The organism is Clostridium amylolyticum (genome assembly GCF_900142075.1).
In the GTDB taxonomy this organism is placed as follows: domain Bacteria; phylum Bacillota; class Clostridia; order Clostridiales; family Clostridiaceae; genus Clostridium_AA; species Clostridium_AA amylolyticum.
In genome coordinates this window covers 478,298-496,788 of record NZ_FQZO01000001.1, presented here as the reverse complement: position 1 = coordinate 496,788, position 18,491 = coordinate 478,298, and the positions used below count along the sequence as shown (strand labels likewise).

Annotated in this window: 12 protein-coding genes; 3 read left to right on the top strand and 9 right to left on the bottom strand. The window is 31.7% G+C overall.

Translation table 11 applies throughout. The annotated features are described in order from the left end of the window. Positions 1-19 precede the first annotated feature (19 nt). From BUA82_RS02350 to BUA82_RS02320, 7 genes are all read right to left on the bottom strand, one after another. The gene (locus tag BUA82_RS02350; protein ID WP_073004268.1) at positions 20-1,627 is read right to left on the bottom strand and encodes a hypothetical protein; all 1,608 of its coding nucleotides are present in this window, start codon (positions 1,625-1,627) and stop codon (positions 20-22) included. Further along, positions 1,620-2,330: an ABC transporter ATP-binding protein gene (locus BUA82_RS02345; RefSeq protein WP_073005121.1), complete on the bottom strand. Its 711-nt coding sequence runs from the start codon at positions 2,328-2,330 to the stop codon at positions 1,620-1,622. The genes BUA82_RS02350 and BUA82_RS02345 overlap by 8 nt, the downstream gene beginning before the upstream one ends. A gap of 106 nt (positions 2,331-2,436) precedes the next feature. Beyond that, a complete protein-coding gene (locus BUA82_RS02340; protein ID WP_073004265.1) occupies positions 2,437-4,200 on the bottom strand; it encodes an ABC transporter ATP-binding protein in 1,764 nt (587 codons plus the stop codon). Continuing rightward, entirely contained in the window at positions 4,201-5,952 is a 1,752-nt protein-coding gene (locus BUA82_RS02335) for an ABC transporter ATP-binding protein (protein ID WP_073004263.1), read from the bottom strand. Positions 5,953-6,329: 377 nt separating this feature from the next. Further along, positions 6,330-9,122: a hypothetical protein gene (locus BUA82_RS02330; RefSeq protein WP_073004261.1), complete on the bottom strand. Its 2,793-nt coding sequence runs from the start codon at positions 9,120-9,122 to the stop codon at positions 6,330-6,332. A 20-nt stretch (positions 9,123-9,142) separates the two neighbouring features. Then, positions 9,143-11,239 (bottom strand): efflux RND transporter permease subunit, encoded by a 2,097-nt coding sequence (locus BUA82_RS02325; protein WP_073004258.1) that lies wholly within the window; start codon positions 11,237-11,239, stop codon positions 9,143-9,145. Positions 11,240-11,261: 22 nt separating this feature from the next. Next, on the bottom strand, positions 11,262-11,888 hold the full coding sequence (locus BUA82_RS02320) for a TetR/AcrR family transcriptional regulator (RefSeq protein WP_423230440.1): 627 nt from the start codon (positions 11,886-11,888) through the stop codon (positions 11,262-11,264). 313 nt (positions 11,889-12,201) lie between these two features. Between BUA82_RS02320 and BUA82_RS02315 the strand changes: the two genes are divergently transcribed. Then, complete coding sequence (locus tag BUA82_RS02315; RefSeq protein WP_073004256.1) at positions 12,202-12,747, top strand: glutathione peroxidase; 546 nt, start codon at positions 12,202-12,204, stop codon at positions 12,745-12,747. A gap of 95 nt (positions 12,748-12,842) precedes the next feature. Beyond that, the gene (locus BUA82_RS02310; protein WP_073004253.1) at positions 12,843-13,934 is read left to right on the top strand and encodes a GerMN domain-containing protein; all 1,092 of its coding nucleotides are present in this window, start codon (positions 12,843-12,845) and stop codon (positions 13,932-13,934) included. A gap of 102 nt (positions 13,935-14,036) precedes the next feature. Here the strand turns inward: BUA82_RS02310 and BUA82_RS02305 are convergent, their stop codons facing one another. Further along, positions 14,037-15,170: a DEAD/DEAH box helicase gene (locus BUA82_RS02305; protein ID WP_073004251.1), complete on the bottom strand. Its 1,134-nt coding sequence runs from the start codon at positions 15,168-15,170 to the stop codon at positions 14,037-14,039. A gap of 131 nt (positions 15,171-15,301) precedes the next feature. Then, positions 15,302-16,888, bottom strand: a complete 1,587-nt coding sequence (locus BUA82_RS02300; RefSeq protein ID WP_423230436.1) for a multicopper oxidase family protein — start codon at positions 16,886-16,888, stop codon at positions 15,302-15,304. A gap of 240 nt (positions 16,889-17,128) precedes the next feature. Here BUA82_RS02300 and BUA82_RS02295 point away from each other — a divergent pair, with 240 nt between their 5' ends. Further along, positions 17,129-18,475: an alanine/glycine:cation symporter family protein gene (locus tag BUA82_RS02295; protein ID WP_073004249.1), complete on the top strand. Its 1,347-nt coding sequence runs from the start codon at positions 17,129-17,131 to the stop codon at positions 18,473-18,475. The last annotated feature ends 16 nt before the right edge of the window (positions 18,476-18,491 follow it).

Here is an 18,491-nt window from a genome sequence, read left to right as displayed (position 1 = left end):
CTGGGGTAGTTACATTTATTTACTTTAATCTAAAGGTTTTTGGAGCTAATTTATAGGTTAAGGCAAGTGCCACTATCATGTATATTATAGTAACTGCCATAACCCCTAAGGTAAAATAAAGGGATGAGGTTTTTACTTGAAGGCAGATATAACTAATAATATAAATTATGCTATTAACTATTTTGAACAGCGGGCTTTTTACTGTTAGCTCTTTTGTATATGGTTGTATAACATAATACATAAAAAGATGGTGTATAGCAAAAAAACAAGCTAAAGATAATATTGAAAGAAATAATGGTATCATTGTTATAAGCTCACTAACATAACCTGAAATTATAATAATTCCCATCATAGCTACACAAAGCGCAAAAGCAGGGATGATATTTAGAAGGACTGTTCTCTTAAGCCTTGAAGTAAAATTTGACAATATCACTTTACCTTGGCGATAGTAGCCATATCTTAAAAGGCTTATATCACAATTATAAAACATAGCCTTACATATTCTTTCTCCTGTAGACATTGTGTACATAATAAACACCATTACTGGACCACTTTTTTTAATTACTCCCAATAAAGATTCTCTTAGCTCAGGGAAAAATAGAACTATACCACTGGTGATAATAAAAGCGGCTAAAATCATAAACACTCTTATTCTTACAGGGGCTGTCATTATCCTTCTATGGCGCTGAAAAAATAATGCATTTAAATATTCATAACCTTGCTTATTTTCGAATAACCCTCTTTTTAAATCCTCTTTATTCATTTTCTTTTCATCTATTTTTACATCAGCAAATTTAATATTAGTCTTTACTGTTTCCAAATCATATAAATTATCTTTAGTAAGAATTTTCTTTGAAATTAATGTATACCCTTTAAAATTCCATAAATATAAAAATGCCAAAGCTCCTAAAAATAATATAGAAATTATAGTTATGATATTAAAGATTACTGATTGAAAATCTATAGTTTTACCTGCTATAGGTAAACCATATGCACAGGCGATAGCTAATAAAATAACTGTTGATATAATATAATTGTTTTTTACCATGATAATTTTTGTTTTTCTATATACTATAAGATTCAACCATTCTCCTATAAATCTTAAAAAAGTAAACTCTATCATAATCACAAAGGCCTTAAATGGAGAAAATCCAATTATTAATCCTATTATTATCATTGGGACAATAAAATGTATGAATTTTTCTATATTAATGTATAGTATTTCACCTATGTAAAATTCCCGTGGATCACATCTCATTAGATTTATCATATTAAATGCCTTTTTATTAGTACTATCTAAAATTATCGTTCCAATAAGTGGACCCAATACTAGACTTAAAAAGAAGAATATATGCAAAAAAATCGGCACACTCTTATGTATATCTTTAGTTATTAAATAAGAAGGGAGAAGAATTATTACTCCTAAATAAAAAGCCTTTCTAAAAAATCCTATCAGCAGCCCTATAATTTTCCCTACCACCCCTAGTGCTACTTTAACATTAGTCTCTTTATATAAAGTATCAGGTATCTTTTTACCTACAATTGGTAGCTTTTTGAGAAAATGAATAAAAGTATTAGCATTTTCTGCAAAGGAGACTTTAAAACTATTAGAAAATGTTCTAATCATGGTAGTCCTCCTTTAAAACCTCCATTATCTTCTCTTCAAATTCCGGATTTTTTAATAGCTCATGATCCAATTCCTCTAGAATACCATTATTGAGCACTACAATTTCATCGCATAAATCTACTGCCAGCTGAAGTATATGGGTAGAGAATATTATTATATGATTACTTTTCATCTTTTTAATGAGGTTTTTAATCTCCAGTGCCACTACCACATCAAAAGAGGTCAAAGGCTCGTCCAACAAAATTACTGGCGGTCTTGTTATTAAAAAGCAAATCATTTGTATTTTATTTTTCATGCCTTGGGAATATCCCTTTATAAGACGATATCTATCCTCTTCATGGATTTTTATAATATCAAAATACTCATCAATAGATAATAAATCTTGAATCTTATCCTTATTAATATCAATATAAAATTTTAAGAATTCATATCCCGTAAGAAATTCTGGCAACACTGGCTCAGAAAAAACATATCCTACCTTGGAGAAATCTAACTCTTTATTAATATTTTCATTTTCTTCAATCTTTACCTTACCTGAATCATAAATATCTTCACCGCTGATACAATTAAATAATGTGGTCTTACCTGCACCATTTCGCCCTAAAAGTCCATATATTTTTCCTTTTTCAAAGGTAAAGGAAGCTTTTTTCAACACTTGCTTTTCCCCATAATTTTTTTCAATGTCTTCTAATATAAGTTTCATATTATCAATCCCTCCTACTGTCACTATTTCTCCCTTATGGTCAATTTTAGCATAAAAATCATCCCTTAACCTTAAATTTTCCATAAATACACCTTAAATCTAAGGGTTATATCCTCCACCCTAGCTTTTCAATTTCATTATATTTTGCGTACCATCCTTCTTTCCCTACTAGCTCCTCAGGGGTTCCTCTTTCCACTATAACTCCATTTTCTAATATCACCACTTCATCTGCATCAATAATTCCAGAAACCCTGTGACTAATAGTAAGAATAGTTCTATCCTTAGATACTTCTCTTAAGACCTTAAATATCTTTTGCTCTGTTATAGCATCTAGCCCTGAGGTTACCTCATCCAATAGCAGAATAGGAGGATTACATACCAATGCACAGGCTAAAGATAACAATTGATATTGTCCATAAGATAGCTTGCTTTCTCCCTCTCCAATTAAGGTATCATATCCTTGAGGTAATTTAATAATATCCTTATGCAAACCAACATTTTTAGCTGCAGTTATTACTTCTTCAAGGGTTATGCTTTCGTCAAACAAGGTAATTGCATCCTTAACACTTCCATTATAAATTGGAAATGACTGAGGCACTATTCCTATAATATGCCTTCTTAAATTAGGTGACATGGTAAAGGGATTGAAGCCTCCTATTTTAATGCTTCCTTTATTAGGTGTGTATAATCCTGCCACAAGATTTAAAATTGTACTTTTACCAGCCCCAGTTCTTCCTACTAAAGCTACCTTAGTTCCTGCTTTAATGTCTAGGCTTATGTTTTCTACAACATTTTTACCCTCATTATAACAAAAAGAAACTTCTTTTAAAGAAATACTTAAATGAGTATATTTATCCTTCAAAGATAAATCCATAGATAACTCATCATAAGCATCTGTATATCTATTTTCATTTGCTTCATTTAAAAAATCTTCTATCCTTTTAACCCCAGAAACTGCTTCTTGTATAGTTTGAAATTCCATAGCTATAGATTCCACAGGAGCTAGTATCCTGGATATAAGATCTATAATTGCTGCCAAGGAACCACTGGTTATACCTAAAGTCCCCAAACCACTAGGGGCAGCAATAATTACTGTAATAGTGATAATAAAAGATCTAAACACCTGCATCAAGCAAGGAAATATTGAATCAAAGGTGCTTGTTTTATGCACTGCATCAATATTATCATTTAATGGCTTCTGGAAGTTTGATATAAAATGTCTTTCCATGCCAAATATTTTTACTGTTCTAATATCATTAAACAGTTCTTGAATAAAAGCATTTATATGACCAACCGCTTTTCTTGTCTTCATTTGAGCCTTTAAGGTTGCATCCTTAAAATACTTTGCAATAAAATATATCATAGGAATTAAAACTAATGAATATAAGGCTAAAGTGGGACTTAATAGATATATGGACACAATTATGCCCAAAGCCTTCAAAGTATCCGCTAACATTCCTATTAATCCTGTGGTGAAAAGTGTACCAACAGCATCTACATCCGAAGTAAACCTGCTCATTACTTCTCCAATAGGGTTATTTGAAAAATATGAAATAGGTAGCTTAGCTAATTTCTCCCCCATGTTATATCGAATATTAGAAAGCATATTTTCACCTATAATTGCCATCATAAACTCACGTACAAAGTCTGCAATACCACTTATAATCACAGCTAACATATAGTAGCTAGATAGCTTCCATAGAATATTAGAAACTCCTAAAGAAATATTGTTATCTATAATGTTTTTTAATAATTGAGGAGGAACTAATTGCATGCTAATACCTAATATAATTGCAGCAAATAATAAAAACATATTTAGAGGTTTCTTTTTAGCCGTTGTCTTTAATGAGCTTAATATGATATTATTCATTTAATTCACCCCCATGAATTTCTGAGAATCAATTATCTTATTATATATTCCTTCATTATTTGATAGCTCTTCATGAGTTCCCATCTGAACTATTTTGCCCTTATCTAATACTATGACTTTGTCCGTATATTTAAAAGACTCCAACCTGTGAGAAAAAATAAAGATGAATTTACCTTTAGCATTTTGTCTTAATGCTTCAATAATTTTCCCTTCGGTATATATGTCCACCGCTGAAAAAGGATCATCTAGTATTACAATACTGGCATCTTTATACAAAGCTCTTGCCAAGGATATCCTCTGCCTTTGACCTCCAGAAACTTTTGAGCCCTTTTCTGCCACTTGAGTTTTTACTCCCTTTTCAAATTTGCTAATATCTGTTTTCAAACTTGCTATATTTAATACCCTCTCCAACTTTTCTGGGTTCTCATTTCCCCATGTAATATTATTTTCCAGAGTATCTGAAAAAAGGAAGGGGTCATGACCCATATAAGTTACAGTAGCTAACTTCTTATTATCGGGAATATCTTTAAGCTCTTCACCCTCTAATAAAATATTTCCTTCATAATCATATAGTCCAGTTAAAGCTAGTCCTAATGCGCTTTTTCCGCATCCTACAGGGCCAGTAATTCCTATTATCATTCCTGAAGATACATTAAATGATATATTATTGATTACATACTTATCTCCTGTGGGGTATTTAAATGAAAATTTCTTTATACTCATTTTTTTTGGTTTTAGAGTGGTTTCAGATAATTTGGTTATTGCATTATCCTTTACCATTAAATTTTTTACCCTTTCCCAAGATGCCTTGGCTCCCTGTTGAATATTAAATAATTTAGCTGCAGTGGTTGTCCTAGTTGACAGGGCAATAAACATTGCAACATAAGCCGTTAACTGTCCTATGCTCCAGCTTTTATCAATAACTTTATTACCACCTAATGCTATTACAATAATTATTCCAATAGAAGCCAAGGCAGAATAAACAGGGGCTAATCCATTTTTCAACACTGTAGCCACCGCTGTTTTACTAGCTTGAATATCTAATTTTTCTTTTAATCTATTTAACTCTGCTTCTTCTCTTCCATATAGCCTTAAAATATTAATCTGTGAAATGATTTTTCTAATGTGGGTAGTAGTTTTAGAGTTAGCTTTTCTTGCTTCTTTAGATTTATTTTGAACAGTTTTTCTCATTAATTGAGCTAAAGATATTACTATAGGAATGGGTATAGTGGCTAATAAAGTGATTTTTATATCATAACTCATTAGAGCCACCCAATAAGCAATCATAAGAACCCCGGTATCAAAAATTTCTGTTATAGTTTTTCTAATGGCTTCTACCACGATGTCCACATCACCCACAGTGGTGGACATCATATCTCCAACTTTTTGTTTTTCAATGGTGTTTAAGTCAGTACTTAATATTGACTCCATTATACCCACACGCATATCTCCACTCATGCGATTGGCCATATCCCTAACATAGTATCTTTTAAAAAACCTAGCAACTTGAAAGCTCAAAGTAATACCAATGAATTGCATCCCAGCTTTCAGTATTCCTTCCATACCATTAGATGATATAGCAGCATCTAATAGTTTTCCTTGAAATATTGGGCCTAACACCATGGCTGAATTAAATGCTATACCGGTGATAGCTGTAATAATGAACTGTTTAGAATATTTTTTTATATAGGATACTAATTTTGTAGAATTTTTAGGTGGAGAAAAAATTATTTCATTATTTTTTTCATTCATATCAATTGCTTTAACCTCCAAAATAAGCATAATTTTTTAGAATTAATGCGTAACCTAGTTAATTTTATTTCACTTTATTTGTGTAAAAAGTAAAAATTATTTTAAAAAAAAGTCTTCCTATCCTAAGATAAGAAGACATAAACTCATCATTTTATCCGCCTCTTATCGAAGTTTTAGCTGGACCACCTTGCCACTAGCAGGTTGGTATAGGGTCATAGAGCTAAATCTCTACCCTAACTCTTGATATATTGGCTTTTAAATTTTACATATTTAGTATATCATATAATCCGTTGCAGTACTATATCTCTAATATATTTTTAATATAACTATTTATATTAAAATTTGGAACGTTACTAATTAAAACTTGGAACATATGCTTATGCAAATAAGCTTTTTATCCATTGTATGAATCCTTTTTTTCCTTCTTTTACAGTTTTGGTTTCTTCTTTCTTTACTTCAGGTAATTTAACTTCATCTGTTTTCATTATGAATTTAACCTTACCTTCCATATCTTCTCCTATCCCTGAGAAGGTACCATACTCTTCGGAAAGTTTTATGATTTCATCTTTTGTATCTAATATTTCTTGTACATCATCTACTTTTCCGCCTACTTCATCATGAAGCTTGGTTATTCCTTCTTCATCAAACTTATCCATACCTTCGCTTAAGGCTGAAGCACCTTTAGAAAGCTCATCGGCACCATTTTTAAGTTGCTTTGATCCATCTGATAGAGAATTTACTCCACTGTTCAATTCAATTAATCCATTATAAAGCTGGCTGGAACCGCCTTGTAACTTATTAAATCCTGCTGTTAACTCTGGAATCTTTCCTAAAGCTTCTCTTGCTTTTGCAACGTTATTTTTCTCTAAGGATTCTTTCATTATATTTAGTATATCTTCACTTTCCTTTAAGTGGTTTTGCATTTCCATAAGCTTCTTTAAATCCTCTGGAGATTTAGCTAGTTTTTCTGCTGTTTCTGGTGTTAAATTAGTTTCTATAGCTTTTATTACTGGTTTTAAGCTATCTACATCTTTTTCTATTACACTAATTTGAGCTAAAGTCTTTTGAACTTCTGGATCATTAGTTTTAGCTATTACCATTTTTAAAGCTTTGATATTATTTTCATTATTTTTAAGGCTTTGCTTCATATTTCCTACTTGAGGAAGCACTGCATTTATCTTATTTAATTCAGCTTTAACTTTTTCATCATTCATCACAGCATTTAATGATTGCAGTAGCTTTATTGTTTCTGGATCACTTAATTTCTGCTTTGCTCCATTTAATGCACCAGCCATGGTTTTAATAGAAGTTACATTTTCCTGTGATAAAGCTTTTGATGCTCCATCTATAACTCCAGCATTAGCTGCAAGTCCTTTTTGTAATTCAGCTAACATAGCCAAATTTTTCGATGCTTCATCTAGAGCTGATTTAGAATTAACTACATTATTTTTAGTTTCATTAATTGCTTGAACATACCCTGCAAATAATTTCTTTAATTGTGCATTAACATCCTTTGTAGCAGCATTATCCGATGGATAAGCTTTATCTATAGCAGCATTAAGTGCATTTATATTATTAGAATCTAGTAACTGTACGCTTTCAGTTATGAACTTTTCTCCATTACTCTGTTGACTCTTTATAAATCCTTGCATGCCAGATATATCTACTTTACTTAATTGTCCTACAGAATCTAGCAAGCTTTTGAAAGTAGCTGCATTATCAAGTAATGGCATCATGCTTGTTAATGCTGATGTGTCCATTTTTGCTAGTCCATTTATGTCTCCCATAAGTCCAGCAAGTTTATCCATATTATTCATTAGATTCATTAGTGGTTGTAAGTTTTCCATATTTATATCTAAACTGTTTAGTGCATCTGCATTATTCATTAACTCCTGTATACTTTTCACGTTCTCAGGTGTAGCTAGGGCTTTTAGCTGCTGCACTAACGGATCTGATATAAGTTTAGCAAATTGAGCATCTCGTACATCCTTAACTGTTTTACCAGCCATACCTATATTTTCTTTGCTCATAAGAGGTAATAGTCCTGCTAAATCTTCAGTAGGCATGTCTTTAGCAAAAAATGCATCTTCAATTAGAGTCCTTTCTTGCTGAACTTTTTTGTCATCAGTGATTAAAGCAAGTTTATTTTTATTGCCTGGGGCATTTACTTCTTTAACTAGTTGATTTACTCCTACCCCAGCTAAGGTAATACCATCATATAATTGTGATGAACCGTTTTTCAAGGCATTAGAGCCAGAGTTTAGCTTATCCACTCCAGATACTAATTCTCCCATTTTTTCAGAAAGTAAGCTTCCTCCATCAGATAGCTTTTTAGCCCCATCTTTTAATTGTGTGCTGGCATCCTTAAGTTCATTTATTCCATCCTTAAGTTCTGATATATTTTTTGCTTCTTTAAAAGCTTTTACATCTGGCAAGTTAGGAGTAGCTGTTATCATTATTGGTCCTAACTTAAAGTTTTCTACCTCTGTGGTAACTTCTAAACTTTCATTTAAATCTAAATCAATTAAATCCTTATCTATATTTAAGCTATCCTTTAAACCTGGTAAAGAAATAAAGGTAATTATAGAGTTATTTCCATCAGATATTACCTCTCCTGAATTAACCTTAACATTCTTAAAGTTTTCCAGAGGTAAATTCATAACTGTTACCGCAGTAAAAGGTGTGTATATATCTTTTTCTTTCCCATTTATAGTAACTTTATGAGCATCTTTATTTTTTACATCCACTTTTATTTTTAAGCTACCGGATTTCCCTGCTATGTCCTTAGGGTTTACCTCTTGTCCATCTAATGTATAGGTAATTTTAACATCTAAAGGAAGGTCCTTATCTGTTTTTCCTTGATAAAAAATGTTATTATCTTTGCTTTTCCATGTTAAGTTTTCTCCATTTATCTCTGGTTTATCATCACTCTTAACATTTTTTATATCCTTTAATGATGATTTATCCTTAATTTCAGAAGCTGTGGGATTATAAACCCAATCGCTAACTATTCTTTCTTTTACTTGTCCTTCATGACTTAATGTAACATATACTGATTCATCTTTCTTTATACCTGAAGCAGCTTGTACTGTAGTCCCACCTAGAATAGAACCTACTAAAACTAAACTTATTAAAGTTTTTGACATACATTTATATCCATTTTTATTCATGTTCAATTCCTCCTATTACTTTATGCTGCTGAATTATTATCATTAGTAGAAACAGCATTTTTTCTCCAACCCTTAGTAGTATGAGCTATTAATTTTTCACTGACAATTAATATAGATGGCAATATGAATATTATTACTACCATACTTATTAAAGCCCCTCTTGCCATAAGCACACATAAGCTCTTTATAAGCTCCATATCTGAAACTATTGCAACCCCTGCTGTTGCAGCGAAAAATGTAAGTGCACTGGTAACTATAGATTTGGCTGATCCTTGTACTGCAATCCTCATAGCCTCAATCCTGCCATGTCCATTTTGTATTTCTTCCTCAAATCTTGAAGTAAGAAGTATTGCATAGTCTACCGTAGCTCCAAGCTGAATGGTACCTATAACTATGCTGGATATAAAGGGAATGGTATTTCCTGTATAGTATGGTATACCAAGATTTACAAATATAGCTAACTCAATAGATAAAACCAGTATTACTGGTAAGGATATTGATTTAAATACAAAGAGTATTATGGCAAATATAGCCAGAATAGATGCATAGTTAACATTTTTAAAATCTATATCAGATATTTCAATTAAATCTTTAGTTAGTGGACCTTCACCAGCCACCATGCCATCTTTGTCATACTCTTTTACAATGCCCACTACTTCTTCAATTTGCTTATTTTCTGCGTCTTGAGCTGCCTTGTATTTTGAGTTGGCAATAATTAGGTTATATCCATCTTTTATTACACTGGATTTCATATCTTCAGGAATGAAGCTTTCAGGCACTCCTCCTCCTACAAATTTATCATAGGATACTACTTTTTCTATGCCATCCACCTTTTCTATCCTGTCTACCATTTCTTTCTTTTTATAGGATGGAATATCATCTTTAACTATGATCATATGGGTGGTCATCATGTTGAACTTATCCTTCAACTTATTTGTAGCCACAATAGATTCCATATCCCTAGGTAGTGATTCATCTAGGTTATAATATACTTTGGCATTGTTTGAACCATATATAGCTGGTATAAATGCAATAACAAATATAACTACAAACAATTTGTATTTACGGGTTACTAAATCTGCCACCTTATTAAATTCAGGTAATATTGTTTTGTGTTTGAATTTATGGATTGGTTTATCAAAAAACAATATAAAGGCAGGCAGTATGGTTACTGTACTTATTACCCCTAGAAAAACACCCTTTGCCATTACTAACCCAATATCTTTTCCTAAAGCAAGCTTCATTACTATTAATGCTAAAAAACCTGCTATGGTAGTTAGTGAACTTCCTGATATTGCTTTTATGGTGTTTGCAATAGCCTCCGACATGGCTTCATTCCTATCATCGTACTTAGATTTTTCTTCCTCATACCTATGGAGTAAGAATATGGAATAGTCCATGGTAACGCCTAATTGTAATACTGCTGCTAGGGCTTTAGTTACATAGGATATCTCCCCAAAGAATATATTAGTTCCAAAGTTATATAGTATTGCAAAACCTATAGATGCTAAGAATATAAATGGTATTAAAACTGACTCCATGGTAAGTGCTAGCACTATAGTTGATAAAACCACCGCTAGTAAAACATACAAAGGAGTTTGTTTATCTGCTAAATCCTTTGTGTCTTTTACTATAGCTGATACCCCGCTTAGGAAACATTGCTTATTCATTTCTTTCTTTATATTTCCTATAGCTGTTTGAGTTCTTTCTGAGGCTCCACCTTCTTTGAACTTAATTACTACCATAGTGGAATTGCCACTGTAGAAAAAGTTTTTAACCTCATCTGGATATATTTCTTTTGGTACAGTTATATCCACTAGGTCGTCAACCCATAGTACTTTTTCCACTCCATCAATAGTGGATATCTTATTTTTTATTTTCACTATATCCTTTGATTCCATGTCATCAATTATAAGAAATGAAGTAGCAGCGCTACTAAAAGTTTCATCTAGTAAGGTTTGCCCTTTCATAGAATCTAAATTTTTAGGTAAATAGGTTAACACATCATAGTTAATCTTTGTCATTACCATACCAAAAGTGGCTGGGATCAATAGGAATATAGCGATTATTAAAACTAAAACTCTTTTTTCTGCTATAAATCTTCCAAATTTTTTCAAATCTATTCACTCCTTGCAAATATTAGGGTCTAATCATTCTTTCAATAGTTTTAAACAATATGGGCTTCATTTCATCTATACTATAAGGTTCTTCTAATATAATGCTGCTGTAGCAAACATTACCTGTAAGTTCGATAATCATAAAAAGTGTCTTTTCAGCCTCTTGTTCATCCATATTTAATTTTTTCATGTTAGAGATAAAAGTCTCTACTAGTTCGCTCATTTCATCATATTGTTTTGGCTGCATTATCGCCCTTCTATACACCCCCCAAGAAAAGTTTTTATTAATAAGCTTAAGTGTAAGTTTATTTTCTTTAAAGTATTCTATTATGTAATCCACATAAAATAAAAGCATATCTATAAAACTGTCAAATTGTTTTTCTTCTGTTTTTTGAAGGGCTTCTTTAAGTACCATAGAGCTTCTTTGAAGTATTATTTTATTAATGATGTCGTATTTATCTTTAAAATATAAATAAAAAGTTCCCTTAGCTACTCCAGCTTTTTTCACAATATCATCTATAGCTGTATTGTGAATTCCTTTAGTAATAAAAAGCTCATAAGCAGCAGAATATAAATCATTTTCTTTAATCATTTTCTTACTGGACATTTTTGTGCTAGTACCGTTTTTGTTAGTTTTTTCACTCACTATCTCAATCCCTCCTTAGATTAACATGTAAACAGTTTTATGCATTTATTATAGAAAAACATAATTTATGACTAATAGTCATTTATCATAAATACTATTATAACCAAAACTGACTAATAGTCAATATGTTTTTTAAAAAAATATTTGTATTTTTTTAATGGGGTAATCGCTGATTTTGTAAAGCATTACATAGTATTGCGTAAATTTTTAAATACTATGTATTGACACATAAAAAGCATTATGATAAATTTAAGTTGAACATTAATTTTATACAATTTAATTTTACTTAATATATTATTAGGAGGAATAAAAAGTTATGAAAATTTACGATTTTAATTTAAACACTATCGATGGAGATAATGTGTCTTTAGAGAAGTATAAAGGAAAAGTTCTCGTTATAGTAAATACTGCTAGCAAATGTGGATTTACACCTCAATATGAGGATTTGCAAAAATTATATAATAAATATAATGACCAAGGTTTAGAGATATTAGGCTTTCCTAGTAATCAATTTGCTGAGCAAGAACCTGGGAATAGCCATGAAGTTAAAAATTTTTGCCAAGTAAATTATGGAGTTACCTTCCCTTTATTTGAAAAAATTGAGGTTAGAGGGAAAAACGCTCATCCTCTATTTAAATATTTAACCGAATCGGTACCTTTCAAGGGTTTTGATACAAGTAATGCCAGTGGAAAGATGCTCTCTACATTTTTACAAGAAAAATTTCCTGACTTTTTAATAGATGATTCTATAAAATGGAACTTTACAAAATTCTTAATAGATAGAGAAGGTAATGTGGTGGAAAGGTTTGAGTCACCAGTAGAACCAATGGATATGGAAAATAATATTAAAAAATTGTTATAATTAAGTAAACTCGCACTTTCTAACAAATTTATCGTATACTATATAAGTAATTATTATTTTAACCTACATAAAAGCATTAGAAAGGTGTGATATTTATGAAGAAAATTTATCTATCTTTAACTATGGTTGTATTATTAGCTTTTTCATTCATTGGATGCGTAGGAAAAAAAGATATTAATGCCGTAAATAATCCCCCTTCGCCCCAAGCTATAAATGATACTAAATTATCTGAAAACAAAGAAGAAACACCAAAATATATCCCCAAAGACTTTTTACCTAATAAACTAAATTTAAAACTTTCTTATGATGGAGGTTTTGAAAATGGCGGAGAACAAAGTTACATAGAATACGTGGATAATAATAGGGTTCAAATGAAAACAGTAAATGGCGGTACAAGTTTAGTAAAAGTTATAGAGTCTAAGGAAGATTCTATATCTATAGTCTATATAGAAGGAGAACTCTATAATAAGAAAAACATGTTATCTACAGCATCAAATTTTAATGAAGCCTTACTTAAGGCTCCAATAAAAGTGGGTACTAGTTGGAAGAGTGACGATGATACCACTAAAACCATAACTGCAGTAGATATGGACCTTAATACTAAAGCAGGTAATTTTAAAGTTGTAGAAGTGACTAAAAAAGGTAAGGATTATGTATCAAAAGAGTACTTTGCAAAGGATCTTGGAGTAATAAAAACCGTGTTTCAAACCAATGGTAGTGAATTTATTACAGAAATAAGATCCATTGAAGAAAATTCCCCTTTAAAAATAGGTTATAGATATTTTTATTATGATGTAGTTAACGATAAAAGCCTCTATAAAGAAGTATCTTTTGCTCAGCAAGAAGAATCAAAGTTAAAGGCTAATATAGAAGAAAATCTGAGAAAAGTACCCTCTAAAAACTTTATAGCCATTAAACCTGCCATAAAGATTAATAAAATAGAATTAATAAAGGATAAAGCCCTTCTCCACATTGATTTTTCTAGTAACTTTGTTAAGGAGATGAACTTAGGCAGCGGACCCGAAACTTTATTTCTTCAAAGTATAGTAAATACCTTGGGATATAACTATGGTGTACCTGAAGTTATGATAACCCTAGATGGTAAACCCTATTCCTCTGGTCATATACTTATGAAAAATGGAGAAACCTTCAAGGTAGGTTATGAGAATAGTGTGAAAATTAAATAATATAAAAAAGTCACTGGATATCCTATAAATATTCAGTGACTTTTTTGTTTTATCACAAGGGAGCTAATTCTTAATATCGCTTCACCCTTATAAATTACTATATTATTCTACTTTCCCTTTATACAGATTTTTTTTAGGAATACTTATTTTAAAGGTTTTTTCATGGATTTTTATTATATCTTCTTCTTTATCTTCTATAATAGAAAATACTTCTCCTGTTTCCCCTGCTCTTCCCACTCTTCCACATCTGTGAAGATAGTCATTAGAATCCTCAGGTACATCTAAATTTATCACGTGGGTTATGCCCTTAATATCTAAACCTCTAGCTGCTATGTCTGAAGCAATTAACACTTGAATGCTGCCTTTTCTGAAATTTTCTAAGGCTCTTTTCCTATCCTCCATTATATTGCTGCCAGAGATAGAATCCACCTTTATGTTGTTATATCTAAGCTTTTCCAGAGCATTATCCGCATCATAACTATCATTGATAAATACCAAAGCTCTTTTAGGATGGCATGCGTGCAAAAGCTTTCTTAAGGTTTCTACTTTTTTTCTTTTCTCACTAATTATATACCCATGAATTATATTTTCATTTACCTTGTTGTTATTTTTAACCCTTACTATAGTGATGTCTTTAGCTAAGGTGTTGGCTACATCTAAGGTTTTTCCTGTTAGTGTAGCAGAGAACATCATAATTTGAGTTTGTTTTTGTGTAGACTTTATTATGTCTTTTATAAATGGAAGATTATTTTTATCTAGAAGCTTATCTACTTCGTCAATTACAATGCTTTTAATGGTATGAGCAGAGATTTTCTTCTTTCTTATTAAATCCAATATTCTCCCAGGAGATCCTGCTAGGATATGAGGTTTTGACTTTAAGCTATCTATCTGCCTTGTAATATTAGCACTTCCAATTAAAGGTGCAGAAGTGATCTCTACCCCAGATGCCTTTCTTAAATCCCCAATAGTATTGTTTATTTGTATAGCAAGCTCATGAGTAGGTGCTAATATTATACACTGCATCTCTTTTTTACTTATATCAATTTTCTCTATTATAGGCAGGAGATAAGCTAAGGTCTTTCCGGTACCTGTCTCAGACTGTCCAATTAGATTTTTTCCTTCCAAAGCTAAAGGGATAATTTTCTCCTGTATACTTGTAGGTTCTGTTATACCAATAGTATTTAATCCACTAATAATTTCTTGACTTATTTTAAGATTTTCAAAGTTTATTTCCATGTTTATACCTCTTCTATTAAATTAAGTGCTTCTTAACTTTATCAATAGTTTGAGCTATTGTCAAAAAAATATTTCAAATAAAAAACCGTAGCAATATTATATTAATTTTGCCACAGTTTTTAAATAAATCTTTATTCTTCTTTAAGCACCTTTAAAGGCCTCATCATGTCATGATCTTCGTGCTCAAGAATATGGCAGTGCCATACAAAATCTCCATGATGATCTTTAAATTGCATTATTAAACTAGTTACCATGCCCGGATCTGCTTTAACAGTGTCCTTCCAACCTCTTTCATATTCAAAAGGCTCTTTAGCTTCTCCAGTGTATTCCAATTTCCCCTCATTTAAATATTTCTGTACATTAAAAGGTCTTCTATAAAGTATTTTAAATTGAACTAAATGAATATGAATGGGATGTGGAAAAGCCGTTAAGTTAATTATATTCCATATTTCAATACTGTCTTGAATAGGTTTTTCTGTTACTGGGTCATCCCACATACGGTTATTAAGTAATAGCATGGGGCGACCATAGTGATCTGTGGAGGCACTTAAAGTCAGATCTCTAGTTTCACTGGCTAAAGCTTCATCTAAGTGCGTTTCAGGATATAATTCCTTTGGAACTTCACTGATATCTTTACACTTTAGTGGCAGCACTACTCTAAATTCCATTATTATTCTCATATTAGGATTATTATCTTCATTCATTAAAGTAATAGATTGTCCTTTATTTTTAGAAAAGTCTATTATCAAGTCTATCCTTTCGGCAGGCTCTAAAGACATAGATTTTATATTTACTGGCTTATTTAAAAGCCCTCCATCCGTTCCAATTTCAATAAACTCTTGTCCATTAGAAAGGCTAAGGGTATAACCTCTAGTATTGGAGGCATTTAGTATCCTGAATCTATATTTTCTAGGCTCTACCTTAAGGTGAGGCCACACTTTTCCATTTACCACTATAGTATTTCCTATAAAAGCAGGTACTATAGATGGCTTTACTGGCACTGGGAATGGAGGTGTATCAGGATAGAATAATGACCCATCTTTATTAAAGGATTTATCCTGAATCATCAACGGAACTTCATATTCTCCTTTAGGTAAGTTTAATCTCTCTTCAAGGAAATCTCGAATAAAGTAAAAGCCTGCTAATCCTGCATATACATTTAATCTTGTACTTCCCAAACTATGGTCATGATACCAAAGGGTAGTTCCTTGCTGATTATTTGTATATTTATATACCTTGTTATTAAACTTTTTACCTGTTAAACCATAATTTCTAGTATACCAAGCATCAGGACTCCCATCACTATCTGGTTCTACATTAGCTCCATGAAGGTGAACTACAGACCTAACTTCTGGTGTATCCATGGCTCCATGAATGGTGCGATCCACAGGTAGCAAATGCTTTAAAGGTAAAGAGTTAATCCACTTCACATAGATAGTTTGATCCCTTAATACCTCAAAGCTTGGGCCAGGATAAATACCATCATAACCCCATATGGTAGTAGGAGGAAAAAGTTTGTGAAAATAGTGTTTCCCTTGTTTCATAATTATCTCATAATATAAATTTTCTCCATCTTTTCTCATAGCCATTGCTTTAGGCGGGATAGGAACTTCATCTACAAATTTAGGTATGGTATCAGGCTTTGATGGATCAACAGTTTTATAGGAATATTCTTTGTTATTTAGAGTATCATTATCTTTTATAAAATGGTCATTCAAATAAACCACATCCTCACTTTCTTCACTTTAGTTTTAAAGTCGCCATAAATTTCTATAATAATGTTTTTTATACTATATATTATGAAAGATGTAGAAATGTGATATTAGATTTTCACATTCTTATAGTTAATATCTTTAGATGCCATAGTTATTATGAATATTACAAATTATACTAAATATTGTTAATTATTTAACTCTATGTTATAATATGGTTATTATTATAAGAAGAGGGGTAATCTAATGGACTTATTAACTATAATACAAAAAATTAATGTTTGGTTTTGGAATTATTTATTGTTAATACTTCTTTGTGGTACTGGAATTTATTTCACCATTAAACTGAGGTTTGTCCAAGTTAGAAAATTTAAAGAAAGCTTCAAGAAAACCTTTGGGGGATTGACCCTTAGAGGTGCTAAAGCAGGTAATGATGGTATGTCTTCCTTCCAAGCTTTAACTACTGCTATAGCTGCTCAAGTTGGTACTGGAAACCTTGCTGGTGCCGCTACCGCTATAGCTTCAGGGGGGCCTGGTGCAATCTTTTGGATGTGGTTAAGTGCCTTCTTTGGCATGGCAACCATATTTGTAGAAGCAACTCTTGCTCAAAAATATAAAACCACCGTTAATGGAGAAGTAACCGGTGGACCTTCATACTATATTAGGGCTGCCTTTAAAGGTAAGCTGGGTAAAATTTTATCTGTACTCTTTTCAATTTTTATAATCTTAGCCCTAGGGTTTATGGGAAACATGGTACAAGCTAATTCTATTGGACAAGCTTTTAAGAATTCCTTTAATATAAATCCTTTATATGTTGGAATACTAGTTGCTATCCTTTCTGCATTTATCTTCTTTGGCGGAATATCAAAAATCGCTTCTGTTACGGAAAAACTTGTTCCTATCATGGCAGCTTTTTATATATTAGGAAGCTTATTTATAATAATAATGAATATAGGCTCCTTAGGAGAAGCTTTCAAGTCCATAGTTTTAGGAGCTTTCAATCCTAAAGCTGTAGCTGGCGGAGTGGTAGGAGTAACTATTAAGGAAGCTGTGAGATACGGAGTTTCTAGAGGATTATTCTCTAATGAGGCTGGTATGGGTTCTACCCCTCATGCTCATGCTGTGGCTAAGGTAAATCACCCTTGCGATCAAGGCATAGTGGCCATTATAAGCGTTTTTATAGATACTATAATAATCTTAAACTTAACAGCCTTTGTAATATTGACTACAGGGGTTCTAGACGGTAAAACCACAGGTATTGCCCTTACTCAAAATGCTTTTAATGTAGGGCTTGGTTCCATAGGAAAATACTTTATACCTATCTGCCTCTTCTTCTTTGCTTTTTCTACTATAATAGGTTGGTATTTCTTTGGAGAACTAAATATCAAATACTTATTTGGTAAAAAAGCCACTAAAGTATACGCTTTGTTAGTTTTAGGTTTTATAATCTTAGGCTCCAAATTAAAAGTAGAAATGGTGTGGGAGTTAGCAGATTTATTTAATGGATTAATGGTTATACCAAACCTTCTAGCTCTACTTGCCTTAGGTGGTGTAGCTTCATCCTTGTTAAAGGAATATGAAAATAAAAAATAGTATAGTAATTAATTAG